Origin of the sequence: Halogranum rubrum (assembly GCF_900114455.1) — an archaeon.
In the GTDB taxonomy this organism is placed as follows: domain Archaea; phylum Halobacteriota; class Halobacteria; order Halobacteriales; family Haloferacaceae; genus Halogranum; species Halogranum rubrum.
In genome coordinates, this window is the sequence record NZ_FOTC01000001.1 from 1,379,900 (window position 1) to 1,400,136 (window position 20,237).

Here is a 20,237-nt window from a genome sequence, read left to right on the forward strand (position 1 = left end):
ATGGCAACAGACACTGGACAATCCAACCAACAGAACACCGGTATCGGTGAGGACCGTCCGCTGAAGCGCGGCCCGCTCAGCAAGTGGGTCAGTAGCTCGATTCAGAACCCAGAACGGGCGTACCGCGCGATGTTCTACGTCGCGACGGTGTTCTTCCTGTTCACCACGCTGTTCCCGTTCTACTGGCTGCTCGTCCTCGCGTTGACGCCACAGAACCTACTCACCAACGTCGGACTCGTCCCGAACGGGTTCAACCCGATGTCGTTCGTCACCGTCTTCGAGCGCGTGCCGTTCCACATATACATGTTCAACAGTCTCGTGTTGGGCATCATGACGACGGTTATCGTCCTCTTGCTCGCGAGTCTCGCGGGCTACGTATTCGGACGGCTTCGGTTCCCCGGGAAGGCACCGATGATGCTCGCCATCTTGGCCATCTCGTACTTCCCACCGGCAGCGTTCCTCATCCCGCTGTTCGAACTGTTCACCGGTAACGTGGCGGTTCCGCTGCTCGGAACGTCACTGGTGTTCGGCGAACAGTTGTATCTGAACAGTCCGGACCTGTTCAACACGCCGTGGGCGATGGTGTTACCGTTCAGCGCGCTGTTCATGCCGCTGTCTATCTTCATCCTCACGACGTTCTACGGCCAAATCCCGGACGGACTGGAAGACGCCGCACGAATCGAAGGGACGACGCGACTCGGTGCGCTGTTCCGCGTCATCATCCCGCTGTCGGCACCCGGTGTCGCCACCGCGGGCGTCCTGACGTTCATCAGCGTCTACAACGAGTTCTTCTTCTCGTTCCTGATGAACAACGGAGAGGCCCAAAACTGGGCCCCACTCGTCGGCGGTATCATCGGTCTGCAAGGGCAGTTCGACACGCCGTACCACCTGATGGCGGCGGCCAGCATCATCGGGGTGCTGCCGGTCGCCATCCTCGTCATCGTCGCACAGGAAAAGATCGTCAGCGGCCTCACTGCAGGGGCACTCAAGGAGTAAGACAATGGGAGACGTAAAACTCGAACACGTAAGCAAGCACTACGACGACGTAACGGCAGTAGACGACATGAACGTACAGATACGGGACGGCGAGTTCGTCTGTCTCGTCGGTCCCTCTGGCTGTGGGAAGTCCACCACGATGGAGATGGTCGCCGGCTTGACCATGCCCAGCGAGGGGACCATCCACATCGCCGGCCACGAGGTGACGAACCTCCCGCCGAAGGACCGCGGCATCGCGATGGTCTTCCAGAACATCGCGCTGTTCCCGCACATGGACGTCTACGACAACATCAGCTTCGGCCTTCGCCTCCGCGACTACGACAAAGAGGAGATCGACCGACGCGTCGAGAAGGCCTCGGACGTCGTCCAGTTGGAGGGAATGCTCGACCGGATGCCCGACGAGATGTCGGGTGGACAGCGTCAGCGAGTCGCTATCGCCCGCGCAATCGTCCGGAACCCCGAAGTGTTCCTGATGGACGAACCGTTGGCGAACCTCGACGCGAAGCTTCGCGTCCACATGCGAACGGAGCTTCAGCGCCTGCACAAGGAACTGGACACGACCATCATCTACGTCACGCACGACCAGGCGGAGGCGATGACGATGTCCGACCGAATCGCCGTCCTCGACTCCGGTCAACTCCAGCAGATAGACCCACCGCTGACCTGCTACAACGAACCGGCGAACCTGTTCGTCGCCGGGTTCATCGGGTCACCGGCGATGAACTTCGTCGAAGGTGAGGTCACCGAGAACGGTTTCCGGTCCGAGAACCTCGACGTCGAGTTCGACCCCGCCCGGATGGGCGTCAACGTCGGCGACCAGGTGACACTCGGTATCCGGCCCGAGGACGTCTACCCCGCCGACGACGGGCGGACGCTCTCGCATCCGACCGCGGAGATAGAGACGGTCAGCGACGTGCTAGAGCCGATGGGTGACGAAATCTTCATCTATCTGCTGCTCGCCGACGACGTCGAGACCAACCTCGAAGAGACGGCGTCGAACAATCAGCTCCTCATGAGCGTCGACCCCGACAGCGACATCACGGAGGAACAAGACGTCGACGTCGTCCTCGACCGGAGTAAGATTCACCTGTTCGACACCAACTCCGGGCAGGCACTGCAGCACGGGCTGGTCAACCCGACGACAGCCGAAAGCACTACTGGCACGGAAGCAGAAAGCGACGACTAATCACAGATGGTCACCGACTCGGGCATCCTGTACGTCGTACTCGTCACGCTTCTGTTCCTGCCGTGGGGCTACGGAGTCGTGCGGTTCGTGATGGACACGAAGAACATCTACATCCCGAAGGGGCGACAGTTCCTCCGTGGCCGACGTCGGCTCAAAGAGGAGGAACGCGAAGAACAGGAGCGAGAAGAGCGCGAACGACAGCTCTACTGAGTCGACTACCCATCACACCGTCGACATTAATCCCCCATTCGAAACGGGATGTTTAACTACCAGATGAGTAAACCGTGTTATCAATGAGTAGCAACCGCCCTCCGCGACTCGGAATCGTCGGACTCGGGAACATTGGACACCACCACGCGACGCGACTGGTCGAGCAGGATGCTGACCTCGTTGGCGGCGTCGACATCGCCGAACCTGCACGCGAACGTTTCGAAGCGGAGTTCGGTGTGACCGCGTACGACGACGCGACCGACCTCTACGACGTTGCGGACGCCGTCATCGTCACGACGCCGAACCGGTTCCACGAGGAGTACGCCGTCTCTGCGCTCGATGCCGGACTCGACGTGCTCTTGGAGAAACCGCTCGCTCACTCACTGGAGAGTGCAGAACGCATCGTCGCCGCCGCCAAGGAGTCGGAGGGCTTCTGCATGGTCGGGTTCAACAACCGGTTTTCGAACCCGGTCGAGATAATCAAACACGCCCAGCGGGAGGATCGCTTCGGCGACGTCAACCACATCGAGGCCAACTACGTCCGTCGTCGCGGTGTTCCCGGTCGTGGCTCGTGGTTCACGAACAAAGAGGTCGCCGGCGGTGGGTCGCTCATCGACATCGGGGTCCACGCCATCGACCTCGCGCTCTACTTTCTCGATTTCCCCGAGTTGGCGGAAGTCACCGGCACTACGCGTTCGCAGTTCGGCGGCCGTGACGACTACGCGTTCGTCGAGATGTGGGGGAACGACACCGGACCAGAGGGGTTCAACGTCGACGACTCCGCCAGCGCGTTCATCCGGTGTGCGAACGGAACGACCATCTCACTGGAAGTCGCCTGGGCGGCTAACCGCCCGACGAACGACGAGTTCTTCATTCGCGGTACCGAGGCCGGCGCGCACTTCGACCGCGCGAGTCAAGACCTCACCTTCTACGGGACGGGGACGGGTGGCGCGAATCACCTGACCGACACCGATATCGACACGCGAACGACCGACACCCACCAGGCCGAACAGGCGATGTTCGTCGACGCCGTCCGTGCCGGTGAAGCACCGGGTCGAAACACTATCGACGAGGGACTCGCCGTCCAGCGCGTCATCGACGCCATCTACCGCTCCTCGGAGTCCGGAAACGCCGTACGGTTGACCGACGAGTAACCGTCGCTCTACTCACCACTTCGACCCTCCCCCACGTGTAGCGCAGCGAGGGACGATAACGTACGGCGTACGAACCGGCAAACACTGCGGATTTCGTCGTACGGCTCGAGGGGTCTGTCCTGAACTTTTATTCGCCTCGTAGTTGTAGCCCCGCACATGGACGTTGGAGTACTCACCGTCCCCCTCGGGGGCGAATCTCTCGAAGATGCACTGGCATACCTCTCGGATATCGGCGTCGGCGCAGTCGAACTCGCCTGTGGCGGCTATCCCGGAGAGGCTCACATCGACCGCAGTCACTACCTCGACGACGAGGATGCACAAGCAGAGCTACAGGCACTTCTCGACGAACACGACCTGCGAGTGAGCGCGCTCGCGACGCACAACAACCCGCTGCATCCCGACGAGGAGACGGCGGCCGAGGCCGATACTGAACTCCGAGAGGCAATCGAACTGTCCGCACAACTCGGTGCCGACGTCGTCACCTGTTTCTCCGGACTGCCTGCCGGCGGGCCGAACGACGAGGTACCGAACTGGATTACCGCACCGTGGCCGACTGAACACGCCGACGCCCACGAGTACCAGTGGGACGTCGCCGTCGAGTACTGGACGGACATCGCGGAACACGCCGACGACCACGGCGTCGACGTCGCCATCGAGATGCACCCGAACATGCTCGTCTACGAACCGACGGGGATGGCGAAACTCCGCAAGGCGACGAACGAGCGTATCGGCGCGAACTTCGACCCCTCGCATCTCTACTGGCAGGGTATCGACGTGACGAAGGCGATTCGCTTCCTCGGTGAGGAGGATGCGATTCACCACTTCCACGCCAAGGACACGAAGGTCTACGACGCCAACGCCGACCTGAAGGGCGTCCTCGACACCGACGCCTACACCGAGGAGGTCGACCGTTCGTGGCTGTTCCGCTCTGTCGGCTACGGCCACGGCGAGGAACACTGGAAGGACGTCGTCTCGACGCTCCGGATGGTCGACTACGACGGCGCGCTCAGTATCGAACACGAGGACTCGCTGACCTCCTCGCGGGAGGGCCTAGAGAAGGCAGTCGACGTGCTCCAGCGCGCCGTCTTCGAGACGCAACCGGGCGACGCCTACTGGGCGGAGTGATTCAGATGAGCCAAGAGCCACTCGACGTCGGCGTGCTAGGGTACCGATTCATGGGAAAGGCGCACTCGAACGCGCTCGCTCGCCTGCCGATGTTCTTCGACGACGCACCGGACGTGAACCGCCACACGCTCGTCGGCCGCAACGAGGAGGCGCTGGCCGAAGCGGCCGAGCAGTTCGGCTTCGAGCACATCTCGACCGACTGGGAAGACGTCGTCGACGACGTCGACGTCTTCTACAATCTCGGGCCGAACCACGTCCACGCCGAACCCTCTATCGCCGCGTTAGAGGCCGGGACGCCGGTCTTCTGTGAGAAACCGCTCGCGCCGACGCTGGAAGCGGCCGAGGAGATGCGCGACGCCGCCGCCGACAGCGGCGTCGTCGCCGGCTGTGCGTTCAACTACCGATTCGTCCCGGCCATCCGCTACGCGAAGAACCTCATCGAGGACGGGAAACTCGGCGAGATTCGACAGGTCCGCGGACGCTACCTGCAAGACTGGTTGGTCGACGCCGACGCACCGTGGTCGTGGCGCAACGACGAAGAGTTGGCCGGAAGCGGTGCACTCGGTGACCTCGGTGCCCACACGGTCGACCTCGCCCGGTTCCTCGTCGGCGACGAGACGGGCGAGATGAGCGAAATTTCGGGCCAGCTACAGACGTTCGTCGAGGAGCGTCCGGTCGAGGGAAGCGACGAGACGCGGCCAGTCACCGTCGACGACGCCTACGCCGCGCAGGTCGAGTTCGAGTCGGGCGCGATGGGGACGTTCGAAGCCTCCCGCGTCGCCGACGGCCACAAGAACGACCACACCATCTCGGTCCACGGGTCGGAGGGCAGCCTGGAGTTCTCGCTCGAACGGTTGAACGAGTTGAAGTACAAGGGTGCGGACCACCGCGGCTACGAGACGATTCTCGTCACCGACGAGTCAGACCCGTATCTCGACCACTGGTGGCCGCCGGGCCACGTCATCGGGTGGGAGCACACGTTCGTCCACGAGAACTACGAGTTCCTCTCTTCGGTCCGCGACGACGAGGAGTTCCACCCGTCGTTCGAGGACGCCTATCAGGTTCAGCGCGTGCTGGATGCAATCGAACGGAGTGACGAGAGCGGCGAGCGTATCTTATTGGAGTAGGCCAGTAGACTATACGCGAGGCGGTCTTTGCGGCGATCGGATCTTACTGGAGTAGGCCAGTAGACGGTACGTGAGGCGTCTTTGCGGTGCGACACGTATCTCAGTCGGTTTTCAATTTGTGAGAGACGAGAGTGGCTTCCAGCCGAACTTAGAACTCGTGGACGCCGTCGTCGGTGACGACTTCTTCGATGAGTTCGACCGGCGTCGCGTCGTAGGCCGGGTTCTCGATAGAGATGCCTTCGGTAGGTTCGAGCATGACTTCGCTCGCCGAGCGGAACTCGTTCTCGAAGGCGAAGCCGTCGACGATTATCTTCGTGCTGCTGCCGACGACGGTGACAGGGACGTCGAGGTGGTGGGCGGTAGCGATGAGCGGGAACGTCCCGACGCGGTTGTAGAGCGTCTCGTCGACGATACAGTCCATCCCGATGACGACACGGTCACATTCGGGGAGGAACATCCCGGACGCGCCGTCGACCATGAGATGCGGGTCGACACGGTCGATCTCGGAGAGCGTACGAACCGTCTTCCGGCCGAGGTAGCGCGGGCGCGCCTCGGTGACGTAGGCGGTGGTGTGGATGCCCTCGCTGGCGGCGAGTTCGATTCCTTCGAGGACGGTCGACGAGTAGTCGTGAGTGAGGAACGTCTCGCCATCTTCGAACGTGTCGGCGAGGTTGCGCGCAGCCTTTCGTTTCCCGGTCTCGATATCTTCGACGACGCGCTCGATGGTCGAGCGGGTAATCTTCTTCGCTGACTCGACGGAGTCCGCCCGGCCGACGACGCTGCGAGCGACCTCTCGCATGGCGTTGTGGAGCGAGGCGTGGGAGGGGTTCGCTCGACGGAGCGCGCCGGTGTTGTGTTCGAGGTCACGCTCGAACTCGTCGACGGTGGCGTAGTCGCGGTCGAGCAGTCCCGAAAGCGACTCGGTTGCCTTCACCGCGACGACGGACGAGGAGTGCGTCTGCATCTCTCGAATCTCCTCGATAGTCTCGTCTATCATACCCTCACGGTTGTACCTTCGAGCAAAAGACCTTCCGGGAGGTAGTATGGTGGCTGTCTCGTGCGTCGTCGATCGACTCGGACGGAACTGACCATCTCGACTCTCGCCGCCAGGTGCAACCACACCCGTCGACGTTCGACCGGTGGACGTAACCGTATCTGCTTACGCTCACCGCGAAATTGCCGCGCCATTTAAGGACATCTCCACGAAGGATGATGTATAATGCTAGAGGACGACTTCGGCCGCGAGGTCTCCGGGGTGCGAATCTCTCTCACCGACCGGTGTAACTTCGACTGCGTCTACTGTCACAACGAGGGACTCGGCGACACTCGTGGACCGATGGACGCACAGGACAGCGAGATGAGCGCCGACGACGTCGTCCGCTTCCTCGAAGTCGTCGAGGAGTTCGGCGTCGAGAAGGTGAAGTTCACCGGCGGCGAACCGATGCTCCGACAGGACTTAGAGGAGATCATTCGCCGGACGCCCGACTCGATGGAGACGTCGCTGACGACGAACGGGACGTTCCTCCCCGGTCGAGCAGAGGCCCTCAAGGAGGCGGGACTCAGTCGCGTGAACGTCTCGCAGGACGCTCTCGACCGCGAGGCGTTCGCCGAGATTACGAAGTCCGGTGCGTACGACAAGGTGATGGAGGGTGTCCAAGCCGCACTCGACGCCGGATTGCGGCCAGTAAAGCTCAACATGGTCGTCTTCGAGCACACCGCCGGCTACGTCGAGGGGATGGTCGACCACGTCGCCGAGAACGACGGTCTCCAGTTGCAACTCATCGAGTACATGCCCGAGTTGACGGGCAAACCCGAGTGGAACATCGACATCCAGCGCGTCCACGATTGGCTCGCCGACATCGCCGACCACGTCGAGACGCGAGACATGCACGACCGGAAACGCTACTGGGTCGGCGGAGCACCGGAGTCCGGGGGCGGGATGGTCGAAATCGTCGACCCCGTCGAGAACGAGACGTTCTGTGCGAACTGCCACCGAGTTCGTGTCACGCACGAAGGCTACCTGAAGGGCTGTCTCAACCGGAACGACGACCTCAAACCGATGGGCGAGATGTCGAAACCCGAGATTCGCGAGGCGTTCCGCGAGGTAGTCTCGAACCGCGTCCCGTACTACGGCGAGTATCTCGTGAAGAACGACCGCGACGAGTACGTCGTCAACGAGAAGTATCTCGGCGTGAGTGCCGACTGAGAGCGGACGAGCGGCGACGGTAACGAGCGGCGAAAAGCGAGAGACAGCACCCGAACGAGTACTTTTGTGGTCGCTCTACGACCTGCCCCCATGAGCGACGTTCCGACCGAGGGAGAGACACGGACCTACACCCGGACGTTCACCGAACGCGACGTCGAACAGTTCGCCGACCTCTCGAACGACCGCGGCACACACCACGAGGAGCGAGACGAGGAGGGTCGTCTCATCGTCCACGGCCTGCTGACGGCGACGCTTCCGACGAAAGTCGGTGGCGACCTGAACGTCCTCGCTCGGTCGATGACGTTCGAGTTCCGTCGCCCGGTGTACACGGGTGAGAAAATCGAGTGCGTAGTGACACTGGACAGCGTCGACCCGGGCGAGAGGCGAATCGAGGTCGGTGCTTCGATGACGTGTCACAACGAGTCGGACGAACTCGTGTTGACGGGGGAGTTCGACGGCGTCATCTTCCGGTAGTCTCTGTCGTCTCTCTCGCCTCGCTTCGTCTCTCGCCGAGTAACTCCGCTCGGTGTTCGTTCAAGAGCGGCGCGCGTCGTCCGGGTTGCGTCGGTGTCGCGCTCATCTTGATGGGTTGGCCGGCGATGGTCACCCGTTCGTCGCTGCCGGGTTGTTCGACCTCGACCAGCATCTCGCGGTCGCTGACGTGTGGGTCGGCGAAGACGTCGGCGACGGTCTGGACGCGTTCGCAGGGAACCTCGCCGACGAGTGCGTCGACCACGGCGTCGCTCGGTCGGTCACGGGTCCAGTCGGCGACGGACTCGCGGAGCGTCTCGCGGTTCTGGAGGCGACTCGACGCGTCGGGGTAGTCGGCGGCGAGGTCCGGGCGGTCCATCGCTCGACAGAGTGCCTGCCAGTGGTTGTCGCCGAAGGCGGCGATGACGACGTGGCCGTCGCTCGTCTCGAAGGAGTCGTAGGGGAAGAGCGTCGGGTGGGAGTTGCCCTGTCGCGTCGGGGCCTCGCCGGTGTAGGAGTACTGGTAGACCGTCCGTTCACAGAGGCTGACCATGCTGTCGTACATCGCCGTGTCGACGAACTGGCCTTCGCCCGTCCGCTCGCGGTGGTGAACGGCGGCGAGGATGCCGACGGCGTTGAGCGCGGCGGTGAAGAGGTCACCGACGCCGGGACCGACCTTCGTCGGCGGGCCGTCTTCTTCGCCGGTTATCTCCATCAGACCGCTGAGTGCCTGTGCGACGAGGTCGAAGGAGGGTTGGCCCTGCCGTTCTGTCGCGCCCGTGCGTGGGTCGCCGAAGCCACGAATCGCGCTGTAGACGAGCGAGGGGTTGTGTTCGCGCAGCGTCTCGTAGCCGAGGTCGAAGCGTTCCATCGTCCCTGCACGGTAGTTCTCGACGACGACGTCGGCGGTCTCGACGAGCGAGAGGAAGTCTGCTCGTCCCTCCTCGCTCCCGAGGTCGAGTTCGAGCGACCGCTTGCCGCGGTTGACGCTCTGGAAGTACCCGCCGTACGGTTCGTCGGGAGAGTCGGTGAAGGGCGGGTTCGACCGGATGAGGTCGCCGCCGGGCCGTTCGATTTTCACCACGTCGGCACCGAGGTCGGCCAGTAGCATCGTACAGTACGGTCCGGCGAGAACCTGTGTCAAGTCCAACACCCGAAGGTCGGAGAGCGCACCCATGTCCACGGCATTGGAGAAAGGGGGCAAAAAACTACCCTATTAATCATGTAGTTTGTGACTTGATGACACACTGGCAACTAAGACTCCTTAAGGAATATTATCATTATAAATCATTAACCTTATCAAGTCCTTCACGGTTGTACACGATGATGCCGCGAACAGTCATCCTCGGTGTTATCGGCTCCGACGCCCACGTCGTCGGAATCACGATATTGGACCAGGCGCTCTCGGCGGCGGGGTTCGACGTTGTCAACCTCGGCGTCCAGACTTCACAAGCGGAGTTCGTCGACGCAGCGAAAGCTCACGACGCCGACGCCGTACTGGTCTCCTCCCTCTACGGCCACGCCGAACAAGACTGCCGCGGGTTCCACGACCGGCTCGCCTCGGACAGTCTCGACCTGCCCACCTACATCGGCGGCAACCTCGCCGTCGGGCAGGACGATTGGGACGAGACCCGCCGTCGCTTCGAGCGGATGGGGTTCACTCGCGTCTTCGACTCGGAGACGGAGCCACAGGAGGCAATCGACGCCCTCTGTCTGGACCTCGACGTGTCGGCGACAGAGCGGGAAGGAAGCGAGCCACAGTCGATTCGAGTGACCACCTGATGGTCCGGGACGAACAACTGACGGAGTCGGAACTCGGCCGTATCGCCGAGTCGCTCCGCGACGACTGGCCGACAGCGCAGGCTGTCGACTTCGAGGAGTCCGTGGAGTACCACGGGTCGCTTCCCGACGAGAAGCGCTTCGCACACGTCCTCGAATCGGCCGACAAACCACTCCTCCAACCACGGGCGGGCGTGCCCCGACTCGACAAGCAAGTCGAGTTGCTCACGCATCTCTGGGAGGAGGGCGGTGCGGACCTCCTGCCGACGACTATCGACTCGTACACCCGCGACAACGAGTACGCGAAGGCACAGGAGGGACTCGACGAGGCCCGCGAGTCGGGTGAAGACACGCTCAACGGCTTTCCCGCCGTGAACCACGGCGTCGACGGCTGTCGTGAACTCGTAGAGCGCGTTCCCGGTCCGATAGAGGTGCGCCACGGGACACCCGACGCGCGACTCTTGGCGATGGTCACCTTCGCCGGCGGGTTCCAGAGCTTCGAGGGCGGGCCAATCTCGTACAACATTCCCTACACGAAGTCTCGCAGTCTGGCCGAGACCATCGAACACTGGCAGTTCGTGGACAGACTCACCGGTCTCTACACGGAGTTCGGCGTTCGCATCAACCGCGAACCGTTCGGCCCGCTGACCGGAACGCTCGTGCCTCCCTCTATCGCCATCGCCATCGGTGTCGTCGAGGGACTGCTGGCGGCGACGCAGGGCGTGAAGTCGCTCACGCTCGGCTACGGACAGGTCGGCAACCTCGTGCAGGACGTCGCCGCGCTGCGCGCACTCCGCGCTCTCGGCGAGGAGTATCTGCCCGACGACGTGACCGTCACCACCGTCTTCCACGAGTGGATGGGCGGGTTCCCACCGGACGAGGCCCGTGCGAACGGCGTCATCAGTCTCGGCGGCGCAACCGCCGCGTTCGCACGACCGGACAAGGTCATCACGAAGTCGCCGCAGGAGTTCCGGGGCGTGCCCACGATGGAGGCCAACGCCGCCGGTCTTCGGACGACTAGACAGCTCATCGATATGCTCATCGAACAGGACGTGACAATCGACGGAATCGACGAGGAACAGGCGTTCATCGAACGCTCGGCGCGCTCACTGCTCGACTCGGTGGTTAGCCTCGGCGACGGCGACGTCGCACAGGGGACGCTTCGGGCGTTCGAGACCGGTGCACTCGACGTGCCGTTCGCCCCGAGTCAGAGCGCGAAGGGAGCGGTGCTCCCCGCCCGCGACGACAAGGGCCGGGTCCGAATATTGGAGTTCGGCGAACTCGCACTGGACGACGAGATTCGGGAGATTCACCGGACACACCTCGACGCTCGCGCGAAGACCGAGGGCCGGGCGTGTTCCTTTCGGATGGTCGCCGACGACGTCGATGCCATCAGCGACGGCCGTCTCATCGGTCGTCCGAAGGAGGGGTGGACGTGAGCGTTCGAATCGAGTCGATTCGGGCGATTCCGACCGTCTCGGGGTTCTTCTTCGACGACCAGCGCGCCATCAAGGCGGGCGCGACACAGGAAGGGTTCGACTACCGGGGCGACCCGCAGACGCCGGGGTTCCGTCGCATCCGCGAGGCCGGCGAAGCGCTCTCCGTCGAACTCGAACTCTCGACGGGCGCGGTTGCGACGGGCGACTGCTGTGCCGTCCAGTACTCGGGTGCCGGCGGCCGCGACCCGTTGTTTCGCGCCGAGAAGTACCGACCGACCGTCGAAGGCCCCGTCGCCAGCGCGCTCACTGGCCGCGACGCAGGCGAGTTCCTCGCCAACGCGACGCTGTTAGAAGAGATGAGCGACGAGGAGGGAGACCGACTCCACACCGCGATTCGCTACGGCGTCTCGCAGGCGCTGTTGGACGCGGCGGCGCTAGCGACGGGGACGACCATGACGGACGTGCTCGCCGACGCCTACGACGTCGAACCGGCGACCGAGCCGATTCCGGTGTTCGGCCAATCCGGCGACGAACGGCGGGCCAACGCCGAGAAGATGCTCCTGAAGGGCGTTCCCGTTCTCCCCCACGGCCTGTTCAACAGCGTCGAGAAGGTGGGCGAGCAGGGTGAACAGCTCGTCGAGTACGTCGCGTGGCTCTCGGAGCGCGCGAGTCGTTTCGACGGCCACGAGCCACGGTTCCACGTCGACGTGTACGGGATTCTGGGCGAGGTGTTCGGGCCGCCCTACGACCGAGACGAGGTGGTCGACTACTTCGCCAGCCTGCAGGAGGCCGCCAGACCGTACCCGCTCCAAGTCGAAGGCCCGATGGACGAGGGGAGTCGCGAAGCGCAGATTCGCGCGATGGCGACGCTCCGCGACGGTCTCAGCGAGGCCAACGTCGCCGTCGACATCGTCGCCGACGAGTGGTGCAACACCTTCGACGACGTGCAGGCGTTCGTCGACGCCGAGGCGGCCGACGTGGTGCAGGTGAAGACACCCGACCTGGGCGGTATCCACCGGAGCGCCGAAGCGGTGCTCGCGTGCCGCGGAACGGAGACCAGAGCGTACCTCGGCGGGACGTGCAACGAGACAGATGTCTCCGCCCGCGCGTGTGCGCACGTCGCGCTCGCGACGCGAGCGGCGCAGGTGCTCGCCAAACCCGGCATGGGGTTCGACGAGGGGTTCATGGTCGTGACCAACGAGATGCGCCGGACGCTCGCTCGGCGCGGGCGGGTGACTGGAGAGGGAGAGACGGAGGTGGTTGCCGATGACTGACGGGAGAAACTGGGTCGAATCGATGCCGGACGCGCTCGCGCGCGCGAAGGTGATAGAAAAGGGGACCTACTTCGAGGGGTTCGAGGAGGGAAAGACCATCGAGCACGAACCCGGACTCCGCCTCACTCGTGACGGCAACGACCTCTGGACGAGTCAGACGCTCAACCACGACCCGGCGTACTGGCGGCCCGACGCGGCCCGCGAACGCGGGTTCGAGGAGCCACCCGTCCACCCCGACTATCTCGTCGCCTGCACGATGGGTCCGAGCGTCGAGGACCTCAGCGAGAAGGGCGGCTACTTCCTCGGCCGGACCGACGTCCGGTTCCACCGCGACGCGGTGTATCCGGGCACCGACCTCCGCGTGGAGTCGACGGTGCTCGACAGACGGACGTCGTCGTCGCGGCCCGACTACGGCATCGTCTCGTGGGAGACGACGAGTTACGACTGCGAGACGGACGACCCGCTGTGTTCCTACACGCGGACGAACATGGTGCCACGACGGGAACCAGGGTCCTCCATCGAGACTGACGGCGGCGAGTCGCTGAACGATTCACGAGAGACACCGTCGTTGCCGACGGAACTCGTCGCACCCGACGGCCCGTACTTCGAGGACTTCCGCGACGCCTTGGACCGAGTCGAGGGGCGGGACGCCGCCGTCGCGTACCGCCACGAACGTGGGCGAACCGTCGACGACGTTCTGATGTCCGTGCTCCCGTTACGAACACTCAACACGGCGGGACAGCACCACAATGCGACGATGATGGCCGACTCGCCCTCCGGAGAGATGGTCGTCTACGGCGACGTGACGCGCTCGGTTGCGCTCGGACACGCCCGTTCGGACGAGGCGACGTGGCGGGAGGTCGGCTACGAAGACGAGCGGTTCCACGACTTCGTGACGACGGGCGATACGGTGTTCGCGTTCACCCGCGTCGTCGACGCCGAAATCGACGAGGGAGAGCGCAAACACGGACGCGTCACCTTCCGGCACTACGCCGTCACCGGCGACGACCGAGTCGTGTACTCGGGGACACGAACCGCACAGATTCGGCGACGGACAGACTAACGACTGAGCGACTTGAGAAGTTTGAGAAATTTGAGAGATCAACGACGACGATGACGACAGACAAACCGCGGCTCTGCCGCACGTTCCAGACTGCACCGGCCGCCGTGCCACGCGAGAACACGGCGAAGTACCTCGATTCGGGGCTCTCGGCGACGGGGTTCGAGAAACCCGACTGGCTCGTCCCCGACATCGAAGACGGGACGGCCCCCGACATGAAGACACAGGCACTCGACAACATCGTCGAACGACTCCCGGACGCCGAGTTCGTCGGCGAGGTGTGGCCCCGCGTGGAGTGGAGTTACGAGGACGAACGGTTCCGCGAGCGAGGCCGCGAACAGATTCGGACGCTCGTCCGAGAGGTGGGCGAGTTCCTCGACGGAGTAGTCGTCCCGAAGGTCGGCCGCCTCGACGACGTGAAGCGAGCGGAGCAAGTCGTCGCGGAGGCCGAACGCGAGTACGGCTATCCCGAGGGAAGCGTCGGCCTGAGCGTCATCGTCGAGTCCGCACGGGCGGTGTCGGACCTCCGAGCGATTGCCGAGTGGGGTGGCGACTCGCGTCTGCGTGGCCTAGTCTTCGGGCCGGTCGACTACACCGCGGAGTTGGGTGGTCGAGAACTCGACGGACAGCAGGCGTCGTGGGACAGTTTGCTCTGGTCGCTCTCGAACGAGTCGAGTGCGAACGACCTCGTCGCCCTCGGCGGGCCGTTCGACCGACTGTTCGGTGAGCGGGCGGGCGTCCGGTTCTACAACGGCGAGGCCTACGCCGACCAGATCGAACGAGAGGCGCAGGTGGGGTTAGACGGTAGTTGGTCGCTGCATCCGAATCAGACGGCGCAGGCGAACCGTATTCACATGCCCAGTCCGGACGAACTCGCGAGCGCAATCCACCGAATCGAGTCGTTCGACGAGGCGAAAGGCGGAGGGACGGGTGCGGTGATGGTCGACGGACAGATGGTCGACGAGGCGACGTACAAGAACTTCGTCAACACCGTCGAGACGGTGCGCGTGATTCACGACGCCGTCCCCGAACAGACGACGACGCTGTACGACGACAGTCAGTTGGACCGAGCGCTCAGCCTCGACCCGTAGCGGGCGCGTCCCGCCGCATCTTTCACTTCGGTGGACGCCGAGTGGGTGGTATGGGTACCGAGATTCTCGTCACCGGAGCGACCGGGACCGTCGGGTCGCACGTCGTCTCTGCACTCGCCGACACGGACGTATCGTTCAAGGCCGGTGTTCGTGACCCGACTGCTGGCGACTGGCCCGAGAACTGTGAGCCGATAGCGTTCGACTTCGAGCGCCCCGAGACCTGGGGGTTCGCGTTCGACGGAATCGACACGCTGTTCCTCCTCCGCCCGCCGTCGGTGGGGCGCGACCGTCTCGTGGCCGCCGTCGACGCCGCGATTCGGATGGGAGTCGAACACGTCACCTATCTCTCCGTGCTCGGAGCAGCCCGGAACCCGCTCTTGCCGCACCGACGTCTCGAACGACACCTCGAGACGAGCGGGGCCACCTACACGTTCCTCCGTGCGAGCTACTTCATGCAGAATCTGAGCGAGATTCACGCGCCCGAGATTCGCGAGCATGACGAGGTGTTCGTCCCCGCGGGAACCGGTGCCGTCTCGTTCGTCGACGCGCGGGACGTCGGTGCCGTCGCCGCGCTGACGATGAGAGAACCCGGCCACGAAGACGAGAGTTACGACCTCACCGGACCGGAGGCGCTCGACTTCGAAACGGTCGCCGAGCGGTTCTCCGACGTTCTCGGACGACCCGTCACCTACACCGACCCCTCGTCTGTTGCCTTCGTTCGTCGGATGTACGCTCGTGGCGTCCCGCTTCGCTTCGCGGTCCTCATGCTCGGTATCTACGCCCCGGCGCGGTTCGGGCGGGCGGGCCGCGTCGAGGACGACGTCGAGCGACTGTTGGACCGACCGGCGACGTCGCTGTCGACGTTCGTCAGTGACTACCGAGAGGTGTGGGAAGCCGACGAGTGAGACCGCTGCCGTGTCGTCAGTCTTCGAACCACGCCAACGTTCCGAACGCTCCCCAGAGAACCAGCGAGAGTGAGAGCGGAATCCCGGCCGAACCGATGCCGAAGGACGTGAGCGTACCGATACCGAGTCCGGTGAACCTGAGAGCGAGGCCGAAGACGCGCACGGTGCGAGGACTGAGTGTGAACAGCCACTTCTCGGTCCGTGCCAGACGGTTCATAGTCGTTGCGAGCGGAGCGAGCGCACATATGTTTCTATTCCAGTAGAACAGTACTGAAAACGTGGTCCGCGAGGAGAGATGTGGTTCGGTCGATATCGGCTGCTCGGCCGTGTCTGTGAGTAACACACCAGAAGGAGTGGATTCGTGACGCTTAAGTAGCGGACACGAATTGTATCGAGTGCAGCAACTGTAGGGGCGTCGGGTCCCGAGTCCGTGTAGGGCGAACATAACGACCGCGTGTTGCGGTAGCCAAGCCTGGCCCAAGGCGCTGGGTTGCTAACTCAGTGGCGTCAAGCCCCCGGGGTTCGAATCCCCGCCGCAACGCTCGCTCAACACACCATTCAGCTATGAGTGCAGAAGAACCACAGGACGGCTCACCAGAGGAGGACGACGACAACCTCCGTTACTTCGTCCGCATCGGGCAAACGGACCTCGATGGGACGAAGTCGGTCGAGCGGTCCCTGACGGACATGAAAGGTATCGGCAAGCGCATGTCGCGCATCGTTGCCGACGCCGCGGGTGTAGACCGACACGCGACGTTCGGTCGACTCGAGCAGGACGAAATCGACTCGGTCGTCGATGTCGTCGAGAATCTCGAGGACCACACCCCGGAGTGGATGGTCAACCGCCAGAAGGACTTCTTCAGCGGGGAGACCACCCACAAAGTCGGGAGCGACCTCGAACAGAAACGCCGCCACGACATCAACCGGATGAAGATGATCAGTTCGTACAAGGGCGTTCGTCACAAGCGCGGACAGAAGGTCCGCGGTCAGCGGACGAAGTCCACCGGTCGTACGGAAGGTACCATCGGCGTCAACGTGGAGGCCATCAAGGAAGAGCAGGCAGCAGCAGCAGAAGGTGGTGACGACGACGAATGACGACCGGCAAGAACACCAAGTTCTACGAGACCCCGAACCACCCCTTCCAGGGCGAACGTATCGCCCAGGAAGCGGACCTGCTGGGTCGCTACGGTCTCTCGAACAAGAAGGAACTGTGGAAGGCGCAGTCGCAGCTTCGTGATTTCCGTCGCGAGGCCCGTCGCCTCCTCGGTGACGCACAGGGTGACATCGAACTGGCCGAACAGGAAGGCGCAGAGTTCGTCGCACGCCTCCGCCGACTCGGTATCCTCGGCGAGGAAGACGACATCAGCGCCGTCCTGTCGCTCGACGTGACAGACCTGCTAGAGCGCCGTCTCCAGACGGTCGCCTACCGCAAGGGTCTGGCGAACACGCCGAAGCAGGCGCGCCAGTTCATCACGCACGGCCACGTGACGGTCGAGGGTGCACGTGTCACCGTCCCGTCCAAGAAAGTCGAGGTGTCGGAAGAGGGCACCGTGAGCTTCGACGAGACGTCGGACCTCGCGGACGACCTCCACCCGGCCCGAACACAGGAACAGGAGTAATCAATCATGAGCGAATCCGAAGGTGACAAGTGGGGAATCGCCCACGTCCACGCATCGTTCAACAACACGCTCATCACGGTCACGGACCAGACCGGCGCGGAGACTATCGTGAAGTCCTCCGGTGGGTCTGTCGTCAAGCAGAACCGTGACGAAGCATCGCCGTACGCCGCCATGCAGATGGCCGAGTCCATCGCGGACGAAGTCAAGGCTGCTGGCATTGCGGGCCTGCACGTTCGCGTGCGCGGCCCCGGTGGCAACGGCAACAAGTCGCCCGGGCCCGGTGCCCAGGCAACCATTCGTGCGCTCGCACGCGCCGGACTGGAGATCGGCCGCATCGAAGACGTGACGCCGATTCCGCACGACGGCACGCGCGCGCCGAAGAACAAGCGGATGTAACCCACCCATGGCACACGATTTCGACGTCGAGTTCATCGAACGCGGTGACCGGAAGGCACGCTTCCTCGTCCGGGGTCTAACCCCGGCTATCGCCAACGGCATCCGCCGGGCGATGATCGCGGACGTGCCCACCCTCTCTATCGACAGCGTCAGGTTCGTCGAGAACTCGTCGGTGATGTTCGACGAGATGATCGCACTGCGTCTGGGGCTCGTGCCCCTGACGACGAGTCTGGACGACTTCGAGGAGGGTGACGAAGTCACGCTCGCGCTCGATGTCGAAGGACCGGCCACCGCGTACTCCGGCGACATGGTGTCGTCCGTCGAGTACGTCCAACCGGCCGACGAGAACATCCCCATCATCGAACTCAAAGAGGGGCAGCATCTGGAGTTCGAGGCCGACGCGGTCCTCGACTCCGGAAAGTCTCACGCCAAACATCAGGGCGGCGTGGCAGTCGGCTACCGACACCTGCAGAAGGTAGAGGTTGTCGGCGACACCCCCGAGTTCGACGACGGGGAACCGAACATCCTTCGCGGGGTCATCGAGACCGAGGACGGCGAACTCATCCACACGGACGAGTTCGGCAACGACCTCACACAGCAGTTCCCCGGGAAGGAAGTCGAAGTCAGCGACGTGCCGGGTGCGTTCGTCTTCCACGTGGAGACGGACGGCTCGTTCACGGTCGAAGAACTGGTTCTGCGCGCGGTCGAGTCGCTCGGCCTGCGTGCAGCAGAACTGGAAGAGAAAGTTTCGGTCTGACAACGCATCATGACCCCAACACCCACCACCACACGACTGCCAGCCCACACGGCACCGGCAGCCGCTGGTGTGTGGGGCGTCCGTCGGCGACGTCGCCACGGTCGTACCGAAACTGGTTTTACGGGGCATGCAGTAGAACGAAATGCGTGCAGGGATAGCCAAGTCAGGCCAACGGCGCAGCGTTCAGGGCGCTGTCTCATAGGAGTCCGCAGGTTCAAATCCTGCTCCCTGCACTCCCTTTTTCAGGAGGTCACATCATGAGTAAGACAAACCCGAGACTCAACAGTCTCATCGCCGAGCTGAAGGCGGTTTCTCGCGATTCCAACGCCAACGTCTGGCAGGACCTCGCGGACCGTCTGGAGAAGCCCCGGCGCACCCACGCGGAAGTCAACCTCGGCCGCATCGAGCGGTACGCACAGGAAGACGAGACCGTCGTCGTTCCCGGCAAGGTGCTGGGAAGCGGTGTGCTGGAGAAGAACGTCACCGTCGCAGCCGTCGACTTCTCCGCCACGGCGCGGAAGAAGATCGAACAGGTCGGCAGCGTCGTGACGCTTGAACAGATTGCAGAAGAGAACCCCGAAGGTTCGAACGTACGGGTGATTCGATGAGCCTCGCAGAGTTCGACGCAGACGTCGTCATCGACGCACGTGATTGTATCCTCGGCCGCGTTGCCTCCGAAGTTGCGCAGCGCGCGATGGCCGGCGAGAAGGTCGCCATCATCAACGCCGAAGACGCTGTCATCACCGGCAGCGACGACGACATCATGAGCGTCTACAAGAAGCGTCTCGACGTCGGTTCCGACCGAGGTCCGTACTACCCGAAGCGTCCGGACCGTATCTTCAAGCGCGCCGTCCGCGGCATGCTTCCGTACAAGAAGCCTCGCGGCCGCGAAGCGCTTGAGGGCGTCCGCGTCTACGTCGGCAACCCGTTCGACGAAGACGGCGAGGTCCTCGAAGAGACCTCGCTGGACCGCCTGTCGAGTATCAAGTTCATCTCTCTCGGAGAGATCAGCGAGAAACTGGGTGCTAACGTCACATGGTAACGAACACGAGCGGTAAGAAGAAGACTGCCGTCGCCCGCGCGACCGTTCGCGAGGGCGAGGGCCGAGTTCGCATCAACTCCCAGCCGGTCGAACTGGCCGAGCCGGAGATGGCACGACTGAAGATGTTGGAACCGTTCCGCATCGCCGGCGAGGACCTTCGTTCGAAGGTCGACGTCGACGTCAAGGTCGACGGTGGCGGGTTCAGCGGGCAGGCAGACGCCGCCCGTACCGCCATCGCCCGTGGCCTCGTCCAGTACCTCAACGACGCCGAACTCCGTGATGCATACATGGAGTTCGACCGATCGCTGCTGGTCAACGACGTGCGTCAGTCCGAATCCAAGAAGTGGGGCGGACCTGGCGCCCGCGCTCGCTACCAGAAGTCCTACCGCTGAGGTGATCA

Annotated in this window: 24 protein-coding genes and 2 tRNA genes; 23 read left to right on the plus strand and 3 right to left on the minus strand. The window is 63.5% G+C overall.

Annotated features, from left to right (window positions below):
* The 6 genes from BM083_RS06765 to BM083_RS06790 all read left to right on the plus strand — a co-directional run bounded on the left by BM083_RS06765 (position 1) and on the right by BM083_RS06790 (position 5,798).
* Positions 1-996: a carbohydrate ABC transporter permease gene (locus tag BM083_RS06765; protein ID WP_009374984.1), complete on the plus strand. Its 996-nt coding sequence runs from the start codon at positions 1-3 to the stop codon at positions 994-996.
* A gap of 4 nt (positions 997-1,000) precedes the next feature.
* Positions 1,001-2,182 carry an ABC transporter ATP-binding protein gene (locus tag BM083_RS06770; RefSeq protein ID WP_089867465.1) on the plus strand — a complete coding sequence of 394 codons (1,182 nt, stop codon included), beginning with the start codon at positions 1,001-1,003 and terminating at the stop codon, positions 2,180-2,182.
* A 6-nt stretch (positions 2,183-2,188) separates the two neighbouring features.
* On the plus strand, positions 2,189-2,392 hold the full coding sequence (locus BM083_RS06775) for a DUF8005 family protein (protein WP_009374981.1): 204 nt from the start codon (positions 2,189-2,191) through the stop codon (positions 2,390-2,392).
* 83 nt (positions 2,393-2,475) lie between these two features.
* Positions 2,476-3,546 (plus strand): Gfo/Idh/MocA family protein, encoded by a 1,071-nt coding sequence (locus BM083_RS06780; protein ID WP_089867469.1) that lies wholly within the window; start codon positions 2,476-2,478, stop codon positions 3,544-3,546.
* A gap of 156 nt (positions 3,547-3,702) precedes the next feature.
* Positions 3,703-4,671, plus strand: a complete 969-nt coding sequence (locus tag BM083_RS06785; protein ID WP_089867472.1) for a sugar phosphate isomerase/epimerase family protein — start codon at positions 3,703-3,705, stop codon at positions 4,669-4,671.
* 5 nt (positions 4,672-4,676) lie between these two features.
* Complete coding sequence (locus BM083_RS06790; protein WP_089867475.1) at positions 4,677-5,798, plus strand: Gfo/Idh/MocA family protein; 1,122 nt, start codon at positions 4,677-4,679, stop codon at positions 5,796-5,798.
* A 148-nt stretch (positions 5,799-5,946) separates the two neighbouring features.
* Here the strand turns inward: BM083_RS06790 and BM083_RS06795 are convergent, their stop codons facing one another.
* Positions 5,947-6,795 (minus strand): eIF2B alpha/beta/delta subunit family protein, encoded by an 849-nt coding sequence (locus tag BM083_RS06795; RefSeq protein WP_009374975.1) that lies wholly within the window; start codon positions 6,793-6,795, stop codon positions 5,947-5,949.
* A 222-nt stretch (positions 6,796-7,017) separates the two neighbouring features.
* On the opposite strand from BM083_RS06795, the gene moaA reads away from it, so the two are divergent.
* Together moaA and BM083_RS06805 are read left to right on the plus strand one after the other, a co-directional pair.
* Positions 7,018-8,004 carry a GTP 3',8-cyclase MoaA gene (gene moaA, locus BM083_RS06800; protein ID WP_089867479.1) on the plus strand — a complete coding sequence of 329 codons (987 nt, stop codon included), beginning with the start codon at positions 7,018-7,020 and terminating at the stop codon, positions 8,002-8,004.
* A gap of 90 nt (positions 8,005-8,094) precedes the next feature.
* On the plus strand, positions 8,095-8,478 hold the full coding sequence (locus tag BM083_RS06805; protein ID WP_089867482.1) for a hotdog family protein: 384 nt from the start codon (positions 8,095-8,097) through the stop codon (positions 8,476-8,478).
* On the opposite strand, the gene mct is transcribed toward BM083_RS06805, so the two are convergent.
* A complete protein-coding gene (mct, locus tag BM083_RS06810) occupies positions 8,465-9,652 on the minus strand; it encodes a succinyl-CoA:mesaconate CoA-transferase (RefSeq protein ID WP_089867486.1) in 1,188 nt (395 codons plus the stop codon). The genes BM083_RS06805 and mct overlap by 14 nt on opposite strands.
* 149 nt (positions 9,653-9,801) lie before the next feature.
* On the opposite strand from mct, the gene glmS reads away from it, so the two are divergent.
* The 6 genes from glmS to BM083_RS06840 are packed head-to-tail and all read left to right on the plus strand — an operon-like array spanning position 9,802 to position 16,023.
* Positions 9,802-10,257, plus strand: coding sequence for a methylaspartate mutase subunit S (gene glmS, locus BM083_RS06815; RefSeq protein WP_089868420.1), 456 nt, complete (start codon positions 9,802-9,804; stop codon positions 10,255-10,257).
* Positions 10,257-11,693: a methylaspartate mutase subunit E gene (locus tag BM083_RS06820; protein ID WP_089867490.1), complete on the plus strand. Its 1,437-nt coding sequence runs from the start codon at positions 10,257-10,259 to the stop codon at positions 11,691-11,693. Before glmS ends, BM083_RS06820 begins: the two co-directional genes overlap by 1 nt.
* Positions 11,690-12,967, plus strand: coding sequence for a methylaspartate ammonia-lyase (locus tag BM083_RS06825; RefSeq protein ID WP_089868422.1), 1,278 nt, complete (start codon positions 11,690-11,692; stop codon positions 12,965-12,967). The genes BM083_RS06820 and BM083_RS06825 overlap by 4 nt, the downstream gene beginning before the upstream one ends.
* Positions 12,960-14,030: a 2-methylfumaryl-CoA hydratase gene (mch, locus tag BM083_RS06830; protein ID WP_089867505.1), complete on the plus strand. Its 1,071-nt coding sequence runs from the start codon at positions 12,960-12,962 to the stop codon at positions 14,028-14,030. The genes BM083_RS06825 and mch overlap by 8 nt, the downstream gene beginning before the upstream one ends.
* Before the next feature lie 50 nt (positions 14,031-14,080).
* Positions 14,081-15,118, plus strand: a complete 1,038-nt coding sequence (citE, locus tag BM083_RS06835; protein WP_089867509.1) for an L-malyl-CoA/beta-methylmalyl-CoA lyase — start codon at positions 14,081-14,083, stop codon at positions 15,116-15,118.
* 50 nt (positions 15,119-15,168) lie between these two features.
* Positions 15,169-16,023 carry an SDR family oxidoreductase gene (locus BM083_RS06840; RefSeq protein WP_089867512.1) on the plus strand — a complete coding sequence of 285 codons (855 nt, stop codon included), beginning with the start codon at positions 15,169-15,171 and terminating at the stop codon, positions 16,021-16,023.
* Between the two features lie 16 nt (positions 16,024-16,039).
* On the opposite strand, the gene BM083_RS06845 is transcribed toward BM083_RS06840, so the two are convergent.
* Positions 16,040-16,240 carry a hypothetical protein gene (locus BM083_RS06845; RefSeq protein ID WP_089867515.1) on the minus strand — a complete coding sequence of 67 codons (201 nt, stop codon included), beginning with the start codon at positions 16,238-16,240 and terminating at the stop codon, positions 16,040-16,042.
* 239 nt (positions 16,241-16,479) lie between these two features.
* Between BM083_RS06845 and BM083_RS06850 the strand changes: the two genes are divergently transcribed.
* From BM083_RS06850 to BM083_RS06890, 9 genes are all read left to right on the plus strand, one after another.
* A tRNA-Ser gene (locus BM083_RS06850) sits at positions 16,480-16,564 on the plus strand.
* Positions 16,565-16,587: 23 nt separating this feature from the next.
* Positions 16,588-17,118, plus strand: coding sequence for a 30S ribosomal protein S13 (locus BM083_RS06855; RefSeq protein WP_089867518.1), 531 nt, complete (start codon positions 16,588-16,590; stop codon positions 17,116-17,118).
* Positions 17,115-17,642 carry a 30S ribosomal protein S4 gene (locus BM083_RS06860; protein WP_009374961.1) on the plus strand — a complete coding sequence of 176 codons (528 nt, stop codon included), beginning with the start codon at positions 17,115-17,117 and terminating at the stop codon, positions 17,640-17,642. The genes BM083_RS06855 and BM083_RS06860 overlap by 4 nt, the downstream gene beginning before the upstream one ends.
* 6 nt (positions 17,643-17,648) lie before the next feature.
* The gene (locus tag BM083_RS06865; protein ID WP_009374960.1) at positions 17,649-18,038 is read left to right on the plus strand and encodes a 30S ribosomal protein S11; all 390 of its coding nucleotides are present in this window, start codon (positions 17,649-17,651) and stop codon (positions 18,036-18,038) included.
* Between the two features lie 7 nt (positions 18,039-18,045).
* Complete coding sequence (locus BM083_RS06870) at positions 18,046-18,795, plus strand: DNA-directed RNA polymerase subunit D (protein WP_089867521.1); 750 nt, start codon at positions 18,046-18,048, stop codon at positions 18,793-18,795.
* 148 nt (positions 18,796-18,943) lie between these two features.
* Positions 18,944-19,028 (plus strand) — tRNA-Leu (locus BM083_RS06875).
* A gap of 24 nt (positions 19,029-19,052) precedes the next feature.
* A complete protein-coding gene (locus BM083_RS06880) occupies positions 19,053-19,403 on the plus strand; it encodes a 50S ribosomal protein L18e (protein WP_009374958.1) in 351 nt (116 codons plus the stop codon).
* Positions 19,400-19,837 carry a 50S ribosomal protein L13 gene (locus BM083_RS06885; RefSeq protein ID WP_089867526.1) on the plus strand — a complete coding sequence of 146 codons (438 nt, stop codon included), beginning with the start codon at positions 19,400-19,402 and terminating at the stop codon, positions 19,835-19,837. Before BM083_RS06880 ends, BM083_RS06885 begins: the two co-directional genes overlap by 4 nt.
* Positions 19,831-20,229, plus strand: a complete 399-nt coding sequence (locus BM083_RS06890; protein ID WP_009374956.1) for a 30S ribosomal protein S9 — start codon at positions 19,831-19,833, stop codon at positions 20,227-20,229. The genes BM083_RS06885 and BM083_RS06890 overlap by 7 nt, the downstream gene beginning before the upstream one ends.
* Positions 20,230-20,237: the final 8 nt, after the last annotated feature.